This is a genomic window from Rubrivivax gelatinosus IL144 (genome assembly GCF_000284255.1).
Lineage (GTDB): Bacteria > Pseudomonadota > Gammaproteobacteria > Burkholderiales > Burkholderiaceae_C > Rubrivivax > Rubrivivax gelatinosus_A.
In genome coordinates, this window is the sequence record NC_017075.1 from 2,722,389 (window position 1) to 2,740,240 (window position 17,852).

The 17,852-nt window shown below is 68.5% G+C and carries 12 protein-coding genes; 6 read left to right on the forward strand and 6 right to left on the reverse strand.

Annotated features, from left to right (window positions below; all coding sequences use genetic code 11):
* Positions 1–4 precede the first annotated feature (4 nt).
* Together RGE_RS23240 and tssA are read left to right on the forward strand one after the other, a co-directional pair.
* Positions 5–1,219 (forward strand): type VI immunity family protein, encoded by a 1,215-nt coding sequence (locus tag RGE_RS23240; RefSeq protein WP_232505025.1) that lies wholly within the window; start codon positions 5–7, stop codon positions 1,217–1,219.
* Entirely contained in the window at positions 1,219–2,265 is a 1,047-nt protein-coding gene (gene tssA / locus RGE_RS12575; RefSeq protein WP_014428787.1) for a type VI secretion system protein TssA, read from the forward strand. Before RGE_RS23240 ends, tssA begins: the two co-directional genes overlap by 1 nt.
* Before the next feature lie 18 nt (positions 2,266–2,283).
* On the opposite strand, the gene RGE_RS12580 is transcribed toward tssA, so the two are convergent.
* Genes RGE_RS12580 through RGE_RS12605 form a run of 6 tightly spaced genes read right to left on the reverse strand, consistent with a single transcriptional unit; the run spans position 2,284 to position 10,582 of the window.
* Complete coding sequence (locus RGE_RS12580; RefSeq protein WP_158443093.1) at positions 2,284–3,063, reverse strand: OmpA family protein; 780 nt, start codon at positions 3,061–3,063, stop codon at positions 2,284–2,286.
* Between the two features lie 5 nt (positions 3,064–3,068).
* Complete coding sequence (gene tagF, locus RGE_RS12585; protein WP_014428789.1) at positions 3,069–4,058, reverse strand: type VI secretion system-associated protein TagF; 990 nt, start codon at positions 4,056–4,058, stop codon at positions 3,069–3,071.
* Positions 4,055–7,864, reverse strand: a complete 3,810-nt coding sequence (gene tssM / locus RGE_RS12590; RefSeq protein WP_014428790.1) for a type VI secretion system membrane subunit TssM — start codon at positions 7,862–7,864, stop codon at positions 4,055–4,057. Before tssM ends, tagF begins: the two co-directional genes overlap by 4 nt.
* Before the next feature lie 25 nt (positions 7,865–7,889).
* Positions 7,890–9,341 carry a hypothetical protein gene (locus RGE_RS12595; RefSeq protein WP_148280181.1) on the reverse strand — a complete coding sequence of 484 codons (1,452 nt, stop codon included), beginning with the start codon at positions 9,339–9,341 and terminating at the stop codon, positions 7,890–7,892.
* Positions 9,342–9,378: 37 nt separating this feature from the next.
* The gene (locus tag RGE_RS12600; RefSeq protein WP_014428792.1) at positions 9,379–9,645 is read right to left on the reverse strand and encodes a PAAR domain-containing protein; all 267 of its coding nucleotides are present in this window, start codon (positions 9,643–9,645) and stop codon (positions 9,379–9,381) included.
* Between the two features lie 31 nt (positions 9,646–9,676).
* Entirely contained in the window at positions 9,677–10,582 is a 906-nt protein-coding gene (locus tag RGE_RS12605) for a M15 family metallopeptidase (protein WP_232504926.1), read from the reverse strand.
* Between the two features lie 100 nt (positions 10,583–10,682).
* Here RGE_RS12605 and RGE_RS24095 point away from each other — a divergent pair, with 100 nt between their 5' ends.
* The 4 genes from RGE_RS24095 to RGE_RS12620 are packed head-to-tail and all read left to right on the forward strand — an operon-like array spanning position 10,683 to position 17,848.
* Positions 10,683–11,513, forward strand: coding sequence for a hypothetical protein (locus RGE_RS24095; protein ID WP_148280182.1), 831 nt, complete (start codon positions 10,683–10,685; stop codon positions 11,511–11,513).
* Positions 11,510–14,515, forward strand: coding sequence for a type VI secretion system Vgr family protein (locus tag RGE_RS12610; RefSeq protein ID WP_014428795.1), 3,006 nt, complete (start codon positions 11,510–11,512; stop codon positions 14,513–14,515). The genes RGE_RS24095 and RGE_RS12610 overlap by 4 nt, the downstream gene beginning before the upstream one ends.
* Positions 14,516–14,518: 3 nt before the next feature.
* On the forward strand, positions 14,519–16,591 hold the full coding sequence (locus RGE_RS12615) for a T6SS effector phospholipase Tle3 domain-containing protein (RefSeq protein WP_014428796.1): 2,073 nt from the start codon (positions 14,519–14,521) through the stop codon (positions 16,589–16,591).
* Positions 16,592–16,645: 54 nt separating this feature from the next.
* A complete protein-coding gene (locus RGE_RS12620) occupies positions 16,646–17,848 on the forward strand; it encodes a hypothetical protein (protein WP_081528248.1) in 1,203 nt (400 codons plus the stop codon).
* Positions 17,849–17,852: the final 4 nt, after the last annotated feature.

Below are 17,852 nucleotides of genomic sequence, written 5' to 3' on the forward strand. Positions count from 1 at the left end.
GACAGTGGGTTCGTTGTTCGATCACGAGTTCGTGAACAGTTACGCGGTCGCCCTTCGGGACTGGCCTGCTGCCGAGGTAAACCACGGGGATTTCGTGCTCTCTCCGACGGTTTTCACTACGCTTTACTTCCATTACCCGGATAAGCATGCCTCCAAAGCTGCGGTATCGCTTGTCCATCTCTTCGATAATTTCGAGCGGCTAGTCGATGCCCGGTTCAAGCTGGAAACGCATCCAAAGACAGAACGACCCCACCCCTATGGGTCGAAGAAGCTTCCGCCCAGACTGGAGTGGGCACAGAAGTGTCCCGAGACAAAGAACTTTCTTTTTGAAGTCTCGGACGAGCTCAACACGGCGTCGTCGCCATCCGTCTACGCCCAACTGTGGCGCAGTTCTAGCTGGACTGCTGGACAAAACAACGCGTACTCGTTCGCGCAGTTCTACATTGGTCTGAACTGGCTTGGCCGGAACAAAGAGGCATGGCGCGGCTTCATCGCATCGGCCGCCGAGAGGCTGTGCGCAGATCAGATCTACGCCGGTCTGGCATTCGCAAACCCGATGGACACCGGGTGTCGCTACGAAGTGGCAGCCTGGGAACGCGCCCTTGCTCCCCACTTCCTTGGTCTGGACATCGACTTCCCGCTCAGCATGGCGCGCACGCTGCAAGACGGTATCCGCCCCCCCACCTGGGCCTTTCTGCTGTCTGACCACTGGCGCAGCAAGCTCGGCCTCACACGGGCCCAGGTGCGCGCCGCGCTGGACGACCCGCGCATCCGCGTCGACGACCTCGGCTGCGGCCAGTGGATCGAACTCGGCGACAAGCCCGATCTGCTGCCGGTCGAGAACGGCGTGCCAGAACTACAGATGCGCCTAAACCGCCTGCTCAAGCCTATCCGCAACGACGACCTCGGCCTGGTCGGCTTCGGCCAGTGGGACGGCGACCCCAATGTGCGCTTCGACCGTGCCGACAGCCGCCGCTGGCTTGCGCGCTTCGACGACGACAGCGATTGGCCCGACGCGGCCACGCGGCGCGCTACCACTCCGGTGGTGGCTCGCCCGGGCTCGGTGCTGGCGAAGAGCACTTGTACTCGCAGCGGCTGGTGGTTCAGCCCGGCGCAAGCCGGCAGCCGCCGGCACTTCCAACAAGGCGATGTGATGCCGGAACTTGGTGGCGACTACGGCACCACCATCTGGCAATGGGACGACAAACAGGACCCGTGATGTCCGTTGAGAACCTGCTTTCACCGCTGGCCGGCGATGCCCCCACCGGCGCCAACCTGAGCTTCTCCCGCGACTTCGATGCCATCGCCGAAATGCGCCGCGCTGACGACCCGACGCTGTCGCAAGGCGAATGGGTCAGCGAGCTCAAGACCGCAGACTGGCCCGGAGTCGCGTCCACCTGTGAAAACCTGCTGGCCCAGCGCACGAAGGATCTGCGCGTCGTCGGCTGGCTGGCCGAGGCCTGGGCTCAGCTGCGCGGCTACGCCGGCCTGGCCGACGGAATCGCGCTGGCGCAGGGCTTGTGCGAGCGCTACTGGGCCAGCCTGCATCCGCTGCCCGAAGGCGAAGACTTCGACCTGCGCCGCGGTGCGTTGGCGCACCTGCTCACGCAGGTGGTGCAGCTGGGATCCGCGCTGCCGGTGCTGCGGCGCGGCGACGTGGCCTACTCGCTGCTCGACATGGACGCGGCACGCGCGCTGGGGGCGGTGCTCGCCACGGCGCGCGATCCGGGCGCCGTGCCCACAGCCGGTAAGGTGACCCCCGAGGACATCGCCAAAGCGCTGCGCGAGACACCTGCCTCGGCGCTTGTCGAGCACCTGGAACACGGCCGCCGCGCCCGCGAAGCGCTGCTGGCGCTGCAGTCCGTGGTCGACGGCCACCTGGGCGCCGACGGGCCGGCTTTCGGCGCCGCCCGAAGCGCGCTCGACGAGGCCGTGCATGCGCTGGAGCGTCTGGTGCGAGGCGTGAGCCCGCCCGCCACCGCAACGCCCTTGGCAGCAGCTTCACCGGAGGCTCCCGTGGCCGAACCCTTGCCGGCGCCCAACTTCGGCGCGCAACCCACGACCCGTGCCCAGGCACTGGCTCAGCTGCGGCTGGTGGCCGAGTACTTCCGCACCCACGAACCCCACAGTCCCGTGGCCTACCTGGCCGAACGCGCAGCGCACTGGGGCGAACTGCCGCTGCACGAGTGGCTGCGCCTCGTCATGAAGGACGGCGGCTCGCTCGCACAACTCGAAGAGCTTCTGGGCGTGGAAACCAGGAACTGAGTGCCTTGGCGCTCGCGCTTACTGGCTGATCGCCCGTACTTCGATCCGGCGGTTGCGCGCCCGGCCTTCGGCCGTGTCGTTGCTGGCCACCGGTCTGTCCGGCCCGGCGCCAGAAGTACCCAGCAGCGCAGCGGGCACGCCCTGGGCGGTGAGGTAGCTCTTCACGGCATCGGCGCGCGCAGCCGACAAGGCCAGGTTCGACAACCGGGCGCCTTGCGCGTCGGTGTGGCCGATGATCTCGAAACGCCGGTCGGGCATGCGCTTGATCACGCCGGCCAGGTCGTTCAGTACCTGTTGGCCCGTGGCGGTGAGCGTGGCGCTACCGGGCTCGAACTCGACTATGCGGTTGGCCAGCGCCGCATCCAGCTGCTCCTGCCCGGCGGCGGTGACACGCAATCCGTTGCGCACGGTGTAGGTCGGGTTGCTGAGCTGGCTGCGCAGTTGCGAGAGCACCTGCTGGCGTTGCGCGTCGCTCGTCACCTCGCCGCGGATCTCGACGACGTTGCCCCGGATGTCCAACTGGCCTCGCGTCACGTTCTTCAGGTCAGGATGCAGTACCCGCTGCACGTGCTGGGCCCAGTTCGGCGGTGCGGCCAGCGAGCGCACGCCGAGCTGATCGATCACGCGGTCGGGACCGTAGAGCTCGCGCACCCTGGCCAGGATCGCCTGGCGGGTCGACTCGTCGGGCACGTCGCCGGCCACGACCACCTTGCCCGGAGCGACGGACTGGGCCTGCACCACGGGACCGGCCAGAGCGAGCATCGCGGCCAGGGTGCCGGCACGGAGGAGGAATCGCATGCGCATCAGCTCCCGAGAAAGGCTTCCTTGAACGTCGCGACGGCTTGGCGCAGCGACAGCGAGGGCTGTTCGAGGTAGCTCGACAGCTTCTTCACGCCGTAGTCCTGGTCGACGAAGGACTCCACCCAATCGGCTTGCATGGTGTCGATGAAGACATCGGGCCGGCGTTCAGTGTCGATCAGGGCCTGCAGACCGCGCGCAGTGGGCCCGTCGAAGCCTAGCGCCAGCACGGCGCTGCCCGGGGCGCTGGGTTGCGGCAGGAACAACACCAGCTCGAAGGCAGCGCGCGATAGGAAGCCGCTGACCAGCTCCATCCACAGCGTGGCGACGTAGGGCCGCACCATCGGGTCCTGCGGCAGCGGCAGCAGCAGCCCTTTGTCCAGCCGCTGCAGCCCGCTGGCGGGAACCTTTTCCAGCAGCAAGCCGATGCCCAGCAGCAGCGTACGTAGCGACAGCGCGTGCCCGGCCTGCCGCAGCAGCGCCTCGGTGCTGGCCAGGGTCTGCATTTCCAGGAAGTCGCGGAAGTTGGCTTCATAGGCCAAGACCGAACTCTCGAGCTCGACTTCGGTCTGGCTGATGTCGGCGAGCAGCGGCGTGGCGTCGGCCGCCGCGTAGCTCTGCCTGGCGGCTGCTTCGAAGCGCTGCCATGGGCGCGCCAGCAGCAGCGGGCTGCGCGCCAGGAACGCCAGCGAATCGGATACCTCCAGAGCCCCGGCGACGATGAACGGGAAGCGCCTGCCCGAGGCGTCGTTGCTGGCGATCAGGTGACCGGCCAGGCCGCGCGTCGCGCGGCTGCCGAGGAACGCGAACTGCGCCGGCATTGCGCGGTCGTACAGCAGCTTCCAGCGGGGGTCGGCGGACAGCGCTTCGATGCCGCCGGCCAGCCAGTCGTCCAGCGTCTGCAGCAGCGCCGCGGGCTGGCCGCTGCGAACGAAGTCGCCGCGAGAAGGCAGCTTGCCGAAGTGCAGCATGCGCAAAGGCACCGTGGCGCTCATGGCGATGCCTTCGGCGAGGACGCCGCCGCTGCGCTCGCTTCGACCCCTGCCACCAGCGCCGGCAGTTTGAGCCCTTGCAGCCGGCTGGTGCCGATCGGCGCCGCGCCTGGCGCGGCGCCGGCACGGCTGCTGGTCGGTGGCGATTCCCCGGGCTGGCGCAGCACCCGCAAATGCACCGTGACGGAGTAAGGCCCCTGCGTCCACTTCAGTTCGTTGACGCCGCCGTCCAGCCTCTTCTTCTGCGCCAGCTCCATGAACTTCCCGAGCCCGGCACTGCCAGGCTCGTTGACGAACTCGACGGTCTTGCCATCGTGGGTGACGCCGCTGAGCCGCGCGCCTGCCACGCCGGCACGGTTGGGCCAGACCATGTCGGTCCACTGCGCGGCGGCATTGCGGTAGCGCAGCGACTGGCCGTCGATGGTCACCGTGTACTCGACGAAGCCGGGCGCACCCTGCGGCAGGATCTGGAACAGCGTCTGGTCCGCCGCCACCGTCACCGCCCCGCTGCTGCCGGCCGTGGTGACTGCGCCGCCGCCGCCGCTGGCGGCGTCGAGTTGCGCGACCCAGTTGCCGAAGCCGGTGGTGAACTCCGGACGCAGCCGCACGCCGATCTCGGCCCACTGGCGCGGCTCGATGGCGTCGCCGCGGCGTACCACCAACGGCCCTAGCGCCTCGTTGGAGAACTTCGCGATCGCGCCGTCAGGGCCGAAGATCTTGGCGATGTCCTGCGGCGCAGCCTCCACGGTCGAGCGGGTGTCGAACGGGTACTTCGATGCGAGCGTGCGCTGGAAGGGTTCGGAGACCTGTGCGGCCCAGAAGCGGTTGAGCTCGGTCTCGGCCGGTGGCACCACCACCGCCAGCGCCTGGATCAGCGGGCGCACCAGCAGCGGCCGCAGCGTGGCCTTAGCGCTGTCGGTCATGCCCAGCAGCAACTGCTCGTCGACCAGCTTCAGCGCCTCGGCCAGCTCGGAGCCGGGGCCTTCGAGCGTGGCGGCCAGCAGCGCGCGCGAGCCGGGGCCGGGATCGCCCTGGTTCTTGATCTGGTTGAAGCGCGTGCGGACCTTCGACAGGCTCTCCAGGTACGCCTTGATCGGCGGCGGCGTGCTGTCGCGCGACATCATGATGCGCGACAGCGCCGCGAACTCGCGCCCGATGGGCCCCATCGGTACGCCGGCATTGGCGCCGGTCACGTCGACCTTCACTTCCACGCGCTGCGGCGCCTGCCGCAGGATGGTCTGGCGGATCCAGTCGACGAAGCCCTTCTGCGCCTTGCCCAGGCGCTCGTTCAGCAGCGACGGGTTGTCCCAGGATGTCTGGTCGAACAGCGTCGTCAGCAGGATACGGATCGGCGAGTCCGCCGGGTCGCCCAGCCGGTTCATGCGCTTGACCGCCTCGTCGAAGCTGCCGAACTCGGCGATCGAGATGCCCTGCATGAAGCGCTGCCACTCGCGCACGTACTCGGTCTTGTACAGCTCGGTCAGCTGCTTCTGGATCTGCTCCGGGCTGCCTTCGAGCGTGAGGTCGTCGCGGGCGGCGATGTTCAGCACCCAGTCGGTGCTCTGCAACTCCTGCGTGGCCGCATCCTTGAAGGCCTTGGCGATGTACCCCTCCCAGGCCTCGCGGGTGAAGGTGCCGGGGATTGCATGGCTGCCAGCGATGACGTCCTTGTCGCCATCGGCGATCAGCCGCGCGACGGTCATCGGCGGGTAGCGGGTGGACGCGCGGGTCTTGATGTCCGCGTACACGCGCTCAACCCCCTTCACCCCGCGACGCTGTTCGCGCAGCAGCTCGCGCATCTGGTCGACCAGAGCGAGCTTGTTGGCGACGGTCGGGAAGGCGGGGTCGCGGCTGAGCCCGGCAGTGAAGCTGATCATGCGCTCGGCGCTCTGCATCAGGCGCTCGCGCGGCATGCTGCCGCGGTTGCTGTCGAGCCAGCCGCGCCAGAACCGGGTGATCTGCTCGGCCAGATGCACCGGCTCGATGCGTTCGCGGTCGGCGAGCATCAAGTAAGTCTTGAGCGCGTTGTAGGCATCGCCCGCATCCTCGACCGATGCATCGACGTAGCGGCCGGCGGTGCTCGGCGCGGCTGCCGTCGCCGCGGCGGACTCGGGTGGCTTGCCCAGCGGCTTCAGGCGGCCGGGGTTTGCGCTGACCTCCGCGAGATAGGCCTCGATCGCCGCCGCCGCCGGCTCCAGCATCACCTGCCGGATGCCGGCGAAGTACTCTTGGCGCAGCTTGGCCTCGATCTCCTCGCCCTGGTACAGGCCGAGGCTGATGCCCAGCGGCCTGTCTTGGCGGTAGCGCTGCAGTTGCTCTATGCGGTCTTGCAGTGTCTCCAGCGCCTGCATGCGCGATCCGAGGTCGGGGTTCTCGGCCTGCAGGCGTACGGCATGGTCGAGATCGGCGCGCACATTGGCCATCAGCTGCCGGTTGCCCACGTACGACCATGTCCAGCCGCCGGTTGCCAGCGCCAGCAGCAGCAGCGCCGCCGAGAAGGTCGCCAGCCGCAGCCGCTGCTTTGTGCGGCTGGCGTGCTGCTGCACCAAGCCCTTGTCGGCGAAGATGACCTTGCTGAACAGGTCCTTCAGGAAGAACCCGTTCTCGGCGACGACGAGGCCCGAGAGGCGATCGGCACGCGGCTCGAGCGCGAACTGCTGTGCCACCCGCTCGCTAGCCTTGCTCGCCGAGCTTCCCTCCTGCACGCTGCTCGTGAAGTAGAAGCCCCGGAACACCGGCTGGTACTGGTACGGGTTCTCTTCGAACAGTGTGGCCACGAAGGCGCGCAGCGCCGTCTTGCGCTCGGCGAACTCCAGCGGGAAGGTCAGCACGCCGGGGGGCAGCGCCTTCCCGCGCTCCATCGCCATGCGCGCCAGCGTCATCTGCTTCAGGCCATCGTAGAGTTCGTCGAAGTGGCGGTCGAACGCGGCCACCGCGTCACCGCGCTGCGCCTGGGCATAGGGCAGGGTGGCGCCCCACACGCGCTCGCGCTCGCTGCGGTCGCGGTCTTCGAAGAACTCGGCAAAGCCGGCGATCAGGTCGGCCTTGGTGAAGACCAGATACACCGGCGCGATGACTTCCAGCGTCTCGGTGAGCTCCTGCACGCGCTGGCGCAGGTTCTTCGCCAGCTGGATGGCGGCCTCGGGCCGTCCGCTGCCTAGTTCGGCCAGGCTCGCAGCGATGAGGATGCCGTTGATCGGTGCCTTCGGCCGGTGGCGCTTGAGCAGCCCCAGAAAACCCAGCCACTCCTGGCGGTCCTCCTCGTGCACGGCGTAGCGGCCGGCGGTGTCGAGCAGGATGCCTTCGCTGGTGAAGAACCAGTCGCAGTTGCGCGTGCCGCCGATGCCCTGGACTACCGCATCGCCGCCATCGGCGAACGGGAACTTGAGCCCGCTCTTGACGATGGCCGTGCTCTTGCCTGCGGCCGGGTTGCCGATCACCATGTACCAGGGCAGCTCGTACAACGCGGCGCTGCCGGAGAGCTGGCCGAGTTTGCTCTTTTGGATGGTCTTGACCGCGTCCACCAGGCGCGCGCGCAGCGCAGACACGTCGGCGCGCGGAACCTGTTTCTCGGCCTCGCCCGGAACTTCGATTGCCTGTTCCAGCGCTCGTGCGGCCCGTCGAGCGCGCAGCTTGCGGACGCCCCACACCGAGAGCCCGACGGCAAGGAGCACGCCGAGCGCGATGCCGGCCCAGACCAGCGCGAGCTGCAACGTGTTGGCGCCGAGGAACAGGAATGCTGCCAGCGCCGCAAGACCGATCACGCCGAGCACTCGCGGATTGAGCAGGAAGGTCCAGATTCGGTTCATGGAGAGCGGTAGGTGGAGGCGGCCTTCATGCGGGGGCCTGCGTCGCTGCTGTGGGATCGGAAGCGGCGGGACGGGCGACCAGCGCCAGCCGCAAGCGGGTGTCGTCGACCGACAGCGCCAGACAGGGCCTGCCCAGGTGCTGCGCCTGGTGCGCCGCCAGCGCGATGACCAAGAGTGGCGCGGCCACGCCGGCCTGGCCGTTGAGCATGCCGGTCTGGCGCATGTCGTCGGCCGGCTGCAGATGAGGCAGGCCATTCAGCAGCGTGGTCAGCGCCTCGGCGGCACGCGGGGTGTGCTGGTCGGCGTCGTGCACGGCGGCGGCAATGGCTTCGGGTGCGAACAGGCCGCTGGCCAGCGCCTGCTCTACACAGGTCTGCGCGGCCTGGGCGCCGGTGCGCCCGTCTGCGTCGATCGACTTGTCGCGCGCGACGATCGCGGCACGGTGCAGGTGCACGGGCAACCCGTCTTCGGTGGCGATCGGCCAGCTCGCCGGTGCCAGCACGAGCGTGGCCGCCGCCTCGCCCGCAATGGGCCGCGTCGCCGTGCGCGACGTGAAGAGCCGGCCTTCGGCCTGAAGGCGAAGCACGCTCGCGTCGCCGATGTCGCTGTGGCACGCGGTGACGAGCAGCAGGTCGGCGCGGTCTTCTCGCTCGAGCGTGCGTACCACTCGTTCAGCTTCCAGCCAGCCGCAGCCCGGTGCCAGCGGCAGCTCGGCGATGCGGTGCGGCGCCACCAGTTCGGCCGCCTGCAACTGCGCCAGCAACCACTGGCGGGCGACGGCTGTCTCGTTGGCGGTCCAGTTGGGCGGCCACAGCGGCAGCAAGCGCAGCATCGACTGGCTCGCAGGCCCCGAAGGAGCGTCTTCCAGGCCCAAGCGCTCGCGCCATGGGCGCAGTGCGGCAAGCGTGTTCTCCAGTGGCCGTTGCAGGGCGGCCAGCGCGCGCCGCATCTCGGGGCGCAGCGCCTCGTACTGCCTCGCAGCCGCGCGCGCTCGCACTGCCTCTTCGGCTGCGTCCAAGTCCAGCGCATCAGCGTCCAAGTCGCGAATCCGAGCCGTCATCAGCGGCAGGCCATCGTCATCGCGCAGCACAGGGTCCAGTTCGGGGCGGGGCGCGCCTTCCTCGGCCGCCTTCAGCACGGCCGCCGGACTATCGCCGGCTGGGCAGTTCAGGTGCGCAGCCAGCAACTGGAGGGTGGCGCGGCGCTCGGTCTCATCGGGTGTGATCAGCGTCGGGGCGGGGCAGGGCACGGCGGCCGCGCTGGCCTCGCGTTCGTGCGCCTGACGCACCGCGCCGCGCCAGGCCCAACGGCCAAGCAGAGCCAGTGCGAACAGCGTCAGCGGTAGCGCCACCAGATACACAGCGATGTCCTCCTCGGACATGTCTCGCTGCGTGGTCTGCCAATGCCACAGCACCCCCACCCACACGAAGCAGGCGGTGGCGACAAACAACGCGATTGTTTGGAAGAGACGGTTCATCGGGAGAAGCCGACATGCCGCCGGCCACGGACCGGGGTTAGTCGGTCGTGAACGCTTGCGAGGAGATGAGCGTCGCTCCGCATGCGGTCTTGTCGCCATGCCGGGCGGCGGCCTTGCCGTCGATGATGCAGGTGGGGTCGCCGGTGGCGATCACGGTCTCGCCGCGGTGTCCCTTCTTAGGACAGGTCACTTTGTCGCCGACGCGGGCGATGGGCTTGCCGCCGGTGTCGGTCAAGGCTGAGCCAGCCACGACTACGCCGCCATGGTCGGTTTTGTCTCCGACGACGATGAAGGGTCTGCTCATGCTCTCTGTTCCCTGATATCGATCCTGGGATTCATGCCGATGCGGAACGCCGGGGCAACACGCCCGTGCGGGGCAGTTCCACGTGCCCGAGGTCCACGAGCGTCCGCCAGGCGCCACCCCAGCTCAGGCCGACGGCCTCGGCAACGGCACCGAAGTGCTCGTAGCCCCTGGCGGCCCATGCGTCGCGCTCGCTGATGACGATGCGGCCGTCGCGCATGAACGCGCAGTCAGCGGCCAGCCCGTACTGGTGGTAGCTCTGGCCCGCGCCAGCGTGCGTGACGGCCGGCCCCAGGCTTGCGAGTTGTGCTTGGCGTTCGGGACTGCGATAGCCCTCTAGAAGCACCATTTCGTAGCCGTGCTGCTCGCGCATGAGTTTGAAGGCCATCAGCAGGCGCTGGCGGAAATCGGCGTCCAGAAGTTCCCATTGACGGCTGGCACTGTCGGCCAACGGATGCGCCTGTTCGACCTCGCGCGTCGTGAACAGATCCGGTGGCAGACGGGGCGGCGGCACGAGTTGTTCGCCCTGCAGCAGCTCGGCGATGCGGGCATTCTTATCGCGCGAATAGGTATGGTCGAAACCGTCGTACGCGTGCCAATGGCGCAGGACGACTGCAAGCGCGGGCGCCAGCAGCAAGAGCAGCAGCGATAACAGCCACCACGGGCTGAACGAAGGCATTGCTACCCGTGCATCGCGCGCGGCATTCCGCAGCGCGCCCACACTGCGCTGCAGGCGGCCGCCTCCTTGCCGGAACATCCCGCTGGCCGGGACGCGAATGCGATCTGCCATGCGTTGTCCGAAGACCTGCATCGGCTCGCGCATAAACGGAAAGCACAGAAAAGCCAAGCCCAGCGTGACAGCGACGACGTATACGACGACAAAAATAATTACCAAATGTATCTTCCTGCGTCGCGCATCCCAAAGGGTATGAGTCTGCACCGTGTGGGCGTGAGGCCGCATCCTCTGAATTTATGGTTCGCCTAATGCGGGAGCCCATTAGCGCAACCCTAGAATTCGCCCCTTCCCAGGAGAGCGACGCTTGCCCATCAGTCCTGGCTCACTAAACGATTCGTCTGCGACGCCGCGCCGTCCGTCCCTGACCGACGGGATGCAGGCCGGTGCGGTGCCGCAGAAGCAGCTTTCGGTGTTGGCCGCGCTTGACGCCATGCCGTCGCCGCCGGCTCGTCAAGGGATGCCTAGCGTGAAGCTGTGGCTGTTGGGGTTGGGTGGCTTGGCTATCGCGGTGCTGGTCGCCACGATGATGGTGCGGGCGCCAGCAGCCAAAACACCGCAGGTCCCGCCCACGGCGCTGGCATCAGCGCCCGTTCCGTCACCCGCGGCCGAATCGATGGCAACTGAACCCGTCGCACGTCCCTCGTCCGGTGTGTTGGTTGCCGCACTTGAGAACTTGCCCATCCATGAGTCGGCCGCTGTTGCGGCGACCGCTGCCGTGCCGACCCAGCCCGCTCAGGTGGAGTCGGTACACCAAAAGCCCAAGCCTGCAAATGCCGCGCGCGGGTTGGCGGGCCCGTCCAAGCCCCGGGCAACAGCCAAAGTTAAAACCAAGGCAAAGCCTCCTGCTGCAGCCAAGCAAGCGAAGGGCGCGTCCTCTGGATCTGCCGCGCCACCTGGCAAGGGCGGCGATGCCGATGTCGACCTCATCGCCGCGATGGTGCAACACATGAACCGCCAGGAGGCCAACGCCGGCGACCGCGGCGAGATCTCCATCGCTGACCTCGTGCGTCGCTGCAAAAGCCTGGCTGGCAACGACGCGCTGCGATGCCGTCGTCGTATCTGTGAGAACTACTGGGGAAAGGCGGACGCTTGCCCGCGCTCGCTGGCGCCCGGCAAAGCGGCGGTGAGGCCATGAACCTGTTCGACCCCGCGGCGTGGTTCGACTCCAGCCGCCGGCTGTACGAGTTGAAAGGGGAGGGCCCTCTGGTCGGTCTTCAGGTGGAAGCCTGGGGCCAGCGCGAAGCGCTCAGCGATCCCGGCGAACTGCACATCAGCTGCCTTGCCCAGCGTGCCGATCTCGACATCGAGGACATGCTCGGCCGGCGCGTGGACCTGCTCACCACGCAAGCCGACGGTGCCCGCGGCGTGCGCGGCGGTCTGGTGATGGCGGCCCATGCGCTGGACGGTGACGGCGGCTTCGCGCGCTACGCGCTGGAAGTGCGGCCCTGGATCGCGCTGCTGGCCCACACCCGGCGCAGCCAGGTGTGGCAGGAACGCAGCCTGCGCCAGATCGTCGACGCGGTGTTCCGCGACTACGCGGCCTACGCCGCCTGGCGCTGGGCTGCGGATGTCGACGCCCACCTGGCTGCCAGCGCCTTCACCGGCACCGACGGCGTGCGCAGCTACTGCGTGCAGTACCGCGAGACGGACCTGGCGTTCGTGCAGCGCCTGCTGGCCGAAGAAGGCCTGGCCTGGCGCATCGAGCCCGACGACGCGGCGCCGCTGGGCCATGCGCTGGTCATCTTCGCCGACAGCGCGCAGGCCGAGTCTTGCCCCGAGGACACGGTCTCGGCCGCTTCAGGCGGCGTGCGCTTTCACCGCGAAGCCGCGGTCGAGGAACAGGACAGCATCCAGGCCTTCGGCGGGTTGCGAACGCTGCAGTCCACCACTGTCTCAACGGTGGCCTGGGACTACAAGGCCCACCGCAGCGTCGTGGCCAGCGTGCCCACCGCCTTCGCGTTCGGTGGCGGCTCCTCAGGCGCACTGGCGGACCTGCTGGAGAGCTACCAGCCCGCCGGCGCCTATGCCTTTGCCGACACCTCCCGTGCCGAGCGCGCCGCACTGCTGCTGCAGCAGACGCTCGAAGCTCGCCACAAGCGCTGGCTGGGCCGCGGCACCGTGCGCAGCTTCAGGCCCGGGTGCACCTTTGCGCTGCTCGATAGCCCGCTGGACCTGCTGCCTGAGCTGGGGGCCAGCCACAGCGAGCGTGACCGCCAGTTCCTGCTGACCCAGGTCGTGCACGCCGGCATCAACAACCTGCCCAAGGACACGAGCGAGTACGTCGCCCAGGCGCTACCCGACTGGGTGCCCGCCCCCGTGCGCGCCCAGGCCGCCGCCAGCGGCTACGGCAACGCCTTCGAAGCCCTGCGCGCCAACGTGCCCTGGCGGCCCTGGCGCTGGGACGACAGCGGCGCGCTGCTCAACCCGCGCCCGCAGGCGCCGGGCCTGCAGACGGCCACCGTCGTCGGCCCCGAGGGCGATGCCGCCTCGGCCGAAGAGATCCACACCGACCGCCAGGGCCGTGTGCGCGTGCGTTTTCCTTGGCAGGACGGCGAGCACCGCGCGGCCGACACGAGCCGCTCGTCCACCTGGGTGCGCGTCATCCAGCGCTGGGCCGGCGCCGGCCACGGCGTGCAGTGGATCCCGCGCATCGGCCAGGAAGTGCTGGTGGGCTTCGTCGAAGGCGACATCGACCGGCCCCTGGTGCAAGGCGCGCTGTACAACGGCCGCGGCGAGGCCGGCGTGCCGGCCACGCCGGGCGGAGCACAGGCCCTGGCCGATCGGGCGCCGCTGTCCGCCAGCAGCGACCACGCGCCTGGCGCGCAGGGCAACCTCACGTCGGGCCACAGCCCGGCCTGGCACGGCGCCGGCCCGGGCGAAGCCGCCGAAGGCCAGAACACGCAGAACAACGCCGCGGCGCTGTCGGGCTTCAAGACGCGCGAGTTCGGCGGCGTCGGCTTCAACCAGCTTGTCTTCGACGACAGCGACTCGCAGCTGCGGGTGCAGCTGGCGACCACGCAGCACGCCACGCAGCTCAACCTTGGGCACCTCGTCCACCAGGCCGACAACCACCGCGGCAGCTTTCGCGGTCTGGGCTTCGAGCTGCGCACCGACGCCTGGGGCGCGATCCGCGCGGCCCGGGGCATCCTGCTGACCACCTATGGCCAGCCCGAGGCCGCGCCGGCCGGCGACAACGCTGCCGGGCTGGCGCTGGCCAAGCAACTGGCCACGCTGATCAAGACCTTCAGCGACGCGGCCAGGACGCACCAGACCACGCAGCTGGCCGCCCACATCGGCAGCTTCGAAGCCGGCAAGGCGGCCATCAGCGACAGCGAGGCCCCGGCCCACGCGATGCTCACCAGCCTGAAGGGCATGGTGGCCGACACCAGCCTGGACGAAGCCCTGGGCGATGCCGCGGCCAGGAGCACCCGCACCGCCGAAGGCAAGCTGCCGCACATGGCCGACCCGATGGTGGCAATCAGCGCCAAGGCGGGCCTGGGCCTTGTCGCCGGGCAAGACCTGCAGATGGCCGCCGGCGAGACCCTCACGCTGGCGGCGGGGCAGAACCTGGAGCAGGCCAGCGGCGGCGCGCTGCGCATCCACACCGGCCAGAGCATCGGCGTGCTGGCCGGAGCGGTGAAACCGGGTGAAGAGACCGCCGGCAAAGGCATCACCTTGATCGCCGGCCAGGGCGACATCAGCGTGCAGGCGCAGAGCGACACGCTGCGCGTGGCGGCCAAGCAGGACGTGAGCGTCCAGAGCGCCAGTGCGCATGTGGACTGGGCCGCGGCCAAGAAGATCACCCTGGCCACCGCCGGCGGCGCCCGGCTCACGCTGGAGGGCGGCAACATCGTCTTCGAGTGCCCGGGCAAGCTCTCGGTGTGGGCGGGCAAGAAGAGTTTTGCGGGGCCGCAGCAGACCCGCTACGCGATGCCTGAGCTTCCCCCCGGTGCCGGCTTCATGCGCCGGTACGTCATCCGGCGGCGGTCCGATGCGCGACCCATTGCACACCAGAAGTACCGCATGACGCTCGATGATGGCCGGGTCTTCGAAGGCGTCACCGACGCCCAGGGCCAGACCAGCCTGGCGCAAAGCGACGGCATGCAGCACGTGCGCATCGAACTCCTCTTCGACTGAGCCATGGCCGTTTTACGCAGCCTCGAGTTCCTGAACGACCGCGCCAACATGTCCGTGCAGGGCATGGAGGTCGCGTATGCCGACGTTGCCCACATGCCCGGCTTCGTCATCTTCGTGCACGGCGTCAACTCCGACGGCGAGTGGTACGAGGCCGCGGAACGGGGCCTGGTCGCCGGCCTGAACCGGCGGCTGTCGCTGCTGGGGACCGGCGCGGAGTTGAGCGAGACCTCGTATCGGGACGAACTGCGACCCAACGGCAGCTTGAGCGACGCCATCGACGGGCAGAGCTTCGTCGTCGACCCGGGGCGTTCGCCGGTCATCCGCTTCCGTTGGGGCTACAAAGCTGCCGGCAGCGACGGCACTCCGGGCTCGCAGGACGAGCGGGCGGTGTACGGCAGCAAGATCTACCTGAACGAACTGGACGCCTGGGGTGGCGGCCCTTTCCAGAACGGCACCTCGGCGCTGCCGTACATGTGGGGCGACGGCCTGGATGACCGGGTGTTCTGGTGGCTGTACGCCAACATGTTCCCCGTCGACGGGCGCGAGGTCTACGCCTGCCCGCCGCGCGCCTACTTCGCCCACGCAGCGCACCGGCTGAAGGAGCTGATTGCGGCGATTCGCGCCAAGCAGGCCGATTGCCCCATCACGGTGGTCTGCCACAGCCAGGGCAACATGGTCACGCTGGCCGCGGCGCTGATGGGTGAAGCGACCGGGGCCATCGCCGACACCTACGTGCTGTGCAACCCGCCGTACAGCCTGGAGAGCCTGGCGATGGACCAGATCGTCAACGAGGACGGCAAGTCCGCCACTGGCCAGTTCGGCGGCGTGACCACGGACGCGCGCATCGCGACGTTCAAGAACTTCCTGGCGGCGGTGAAGCGTCGCGCCGACACCAGGCAGCCGCTGGAGCTGATCAACCGCTACCACAGCTTCAAGGATCGTCACACGGGCGAGACGCGCTTCGAGCTGAAGGCCTTTCCCGGCGACCCGAAGGCGGTGCCCGCGCCGGGCAGCGACCGCGACAACCGCGGCCGCGTGTTCCTGTACTGCAACCCCCACGACCAGGTGATCGGCGTGGCGCCGGTGCAAGGCATCGGCTGGCGCGGCGTGAACGCGGCGCAACTGGACAAGATCGGCGCCGCGGGCGTCTTCTACCAGCGCGTGTGGGCGATGCCCGGGGGCAAGCAGTCACCCGAGTTCGCCGTCGGTTCACCCGACTGGACGGGACGCGCCTACCGCTACCGTGACGACAACCACGACCCTTCGCAGTTCTGGCTGCCGCGTCCGCCGATGATGCGATTCGCCCTCGCCACCACCGAGGAGCAGGGGTTCTTCTCGAAGATCTTCACCCTCGTGACGGCGCCGTTTGTGTACATCGTCACGCGCATGTTCGACATCCCGATCAACGCCGATCCGCCGAAGGACTGGGCCGTGCCGATCACGGCGCCGGCCTTGCCTCAGCCGGTCACGCCCATGTCCACGCGCTACGGCAAGACAGGGCCGTTCGATGAGGGCAAGGATCCGGCGCGCGATGCGCTGGCCGCGGCCGAGCACAAGGAAGTCGTCGCCGACGATCCGCATGCCGAGGTCTACCAGCAGACCGGCCAGGGCACTGCGGCCAGTGAACGTTCGCTGCGCTACGAGCAGGCGGCACGCCTGAAGCGCCTGCAGCGGGCAGCGGCCAAAGCGGGCCAGACGCTGTCGGCCGAAGAGCAGCGCTCCGAACTGCGCAAGATGATGGAAGAGAACCCAAACGCGACCGACCACTCCACCATCCTGACCAACGCCCTGCACGCCGAGCGCGTGCTGGCCTACGACGTGGCCATCGGCTGGGTCAACCCCAGCCGCATCAAGCCGGAGGATGTGCAGGTGTTCAGGCAGTTCGCGCACTGGATGTTCGTGGACAAACTGCTTGCCAAGGAGTTGGTCCCAGCGAAGGCGTTCATCGACTACTGGAAGCAGGGCTTCTATGAAGATAAGCAACTGCACCTCACTTACACCATGCAGCACATGGCGGCCACAGCCCCGGGAATCGTCGATGTGCGCGAACGCCACTGGGCGGGCGCCCTCAAATGAAACCTGGCATATCCTTCAATGAATCGGCGTCCGTTCATCACAGGAGCACTCAGCATGGGCCTGCTTGAACTGCTGGGCATCAAGCCGGTGACGGCGGACGCGCGGCCGACCACCTCCCCAACGGTACGCGCGGCGTCGTGGCCACCGGGGACCGTCGCGCAACTGGTGGGGGGCAACGCCATCTCGACCATGTTTGCTCCGAGATTCGGCGTGGAGAAGCATCTTGCCTTGCTGCTGGCCCAGTCGCCGGATGCGGGGCCGCTTCCGTACTACAAATCCATTACTGGCAGTGATGGATCGGTGACCGATCCCCTGGCGCGACCCGACTTCGAGGAGGCTTTGCTAGTCGAACTGACCCTGAGCTTCCAGTTCGTCGTCACCTACTACGGCCAGGACGTTGAAGGCTTCAACATGTTCATGTGGAACGGCGTCCGCATGAACGGCTTGCCCCTTGTCGCCGGCTTCGTGCCTGAGCGCAGCGACGCCGACGCGCAGGCAAACTGGCGCAAGGCCTACCAATCCTTCGGCCTGACCTCCAAGCCCGCATTGACCATCGCCAACGGCAACGCCGGCTGGACCACGATGGAAGCGGGCCTGAAGATGATCGCCTCCCCCGAAGGCAAGGTGATCTGGCAGGCCACCGTCGACTTGCCGAGCTTCCCCAAGGGCAGTGCCCCCAACGAAGCCGCCGTGCTGCTGATGCTCGCCCACCCCGCCTACGACACCGGTCGCAAGCCGCTGGCGTACCTTGGGGCCCCTCAGGTGGTCGAGGTGGATCAGGTCCAGCGTAGGGAAGGCGAACAGCCGCGCGTCACCGCGCTGCGCGAAGCCGCGCTGCGCGCCTGCGCCGCCGCAGACCTGGATCCCAAGCGCATCGGCTCGCTGGCCACCGACTGCGGCAAGGGCTCGCCGCAGTCGGCTCACCGTCTGGCCGAAGTGGGCTCCGCGATGCACGACCTGGCCCCCGACATCGATGCGGTGCACCAGCGCGTGGACCTGGCTGCGGTGCTGGGCGAGTTGGGAGCCAACACGGTGAACTACACGCTGCTGCTGGCCGCGTATGCCGCCTACGAGCGCAACCACCCGGTGCTGTACCTGTCCAACGTCGACCACGCCGCCGCACGGGCCATGCTGGTCCTTCCTCCAGCCGGACATGTGCCGCCGGACCCGGCACGCAAGTTCCCGGAGCACAACTACCGCGGCCAGTGGTACGCGCCCTGGTGGGGCCAGCGGCTGGACGGCAAGAAGGACTATTGACGCG

Coding starts and splice junctions, on each gene's coding strand:
- tssA (WP_014428787.1), top strand. CDS start 1,219: ATGTCCGTTGAGAACCTGCTTTCACCGCTGGCCGGCGATGCCCCCACC.
- RGE_RS12580 (WP_158443093.1), bottom strand. CDS start 3,063: ATGCGATTCCTCCTCCGTGCCGGCACCCTGGCCGCGATGCTCGCTCTG.
- tagF (WP_014428789.1), bottom strand. CDS start 4,058: ATGAGCGCCACGGTGCCTTTGCGCATGCTGCACTTCGGCAAGCTGCCT.
- tssM (WP_014428790.1), bottom strand. CDS start 7,864: ATGAACCGAATCTGGACCTTCCTGCTCAATCCGCGAGTGCTCGGCGTG.
- RGE_RS12595 (WP_148280181.1), bottom strand. CDS start 9,341: ATGAACCGTCTCTTCCAAACAATCGCGTTGTTTGTCGCCACCGCCTGC.
- RGE_RS12600 (WP_014428792.1), bottom strand. CDS start 9,645: ATGAGCAGACCCTTCATCGTCGTCGGAGACAAAACCGACCATGGCGGC.
- RGE_RS12610 (WP_014428795.1), top strand. CDS start 11,510: ATGAACCTGTTCGACCCCGCGGCGTGGTTCGACTCCAGCCGCCGGCTG.
- RGE_RS12615 (WP_014428796.1), top strand. CDS start 14,519: ATGGCCGTTTTACGCAGCCTCGAGTTCCTGAACGACCGCGCCAACATG.
- RGE_RS12620 (WP_081528248.1), top strand. CDS start 16,646: ATGGGCCTGCTTGAACTGCTGGGCATCAAGCCGGTGACGGCGGACGCG.